The 875-nt window shown below is 48.8% G+C and carries 1 pseudogene; it reads left to right on the plus strand.

The annotated features are described in order from the left end of the window. Positions 1-542: pseudogene (locus tag ACP7B7_RS31620) on the plus strand (nucleoside phosphorylase); the annotation flags it as partial. Positions 543-875: the final 333 nt, after the last annotated feature.

The following is an 875-nucleotide window of genomic DNA, read 5'->3' on the forward strand; positions in this document are numbered from 1 at the left end:
GGATATGTGGAGGGTTTAAAGACCGAGCCCAGTTAGGCCAGCTAGTGTTTTCGACGATGGCGTATGAGTATCAGTCAGGGAAATGGGCAAACGACGGGTTTCGACAAGAGCCATATCAGGTAAAGATCGACCATCTGGTGGATACGATGTTAAAAGCTATGGCTGATGAGCCGGGATTCTTAGCTGCGCTAGAAACAGATTTTGATGGTGCTTATCGTGCATCGACACGCAGCGAAGTTTTGCCTGGAGTCTTCACCAGTGGCTCAGCGGTGATAGCCCAAGAGAAATTTATGGAGCAAGTAGCGTCCCATCACCGCAAAGTACATGCTCTGGACATGGAAATTTACGCGGTTCAGCGCGCCGCAGAATTATCCCCGCGCAAGCCAGCTTGTATTTGTGCCAAAACCGTAGTAGATCTTGGATTGGAAGATAAGGACGATAAGCTGCACTTTTACGGGTCGTACATCTCGGCCAAGTTTATCATGAGGGCGGTAGAGCATTTTTTTGCCGAGTTTCCAGACGGCGTGGTCAAGGAAAAGTGAAGTTATCGCTAGATTAATAAACTGATCACCGCTGCTAGCGAGCCTCAAATTCTCTTCTACTTTCAGCGTTGGCAGTACAATCTTGGTGAACTCCTTCTAGACGTAAGTAGCTATAGCCCAAAGATTAGAAATTGAAGGGCCACTTCGCGCCCTGAGGTGCTCCGTCAAACGGCAGACGCAGGTAAATTACCGAGGGCTGAGCCTTTCTGCTGCAGATTTGCCATGTACTTTGCTTCATCTTAAGTGATAGTTTTTTGGTAAGCGTAAAGCCAGCGCCGTCTTGAACTGGGTGTTGATTTGCTAGATGATGGCCTCACACCGCTGGGAAGCGGC

The organism is Janthinobacterium sp. PSPC3-1 (assembly GCF_049896105.1).
In the GTDB taxonomy this organism is placed as follows: Bacteria; Pseudomonadota; Gammaproteobacteria; order Burkholderiales; family Burkholderiaceae_D; genus Janthinobacterium.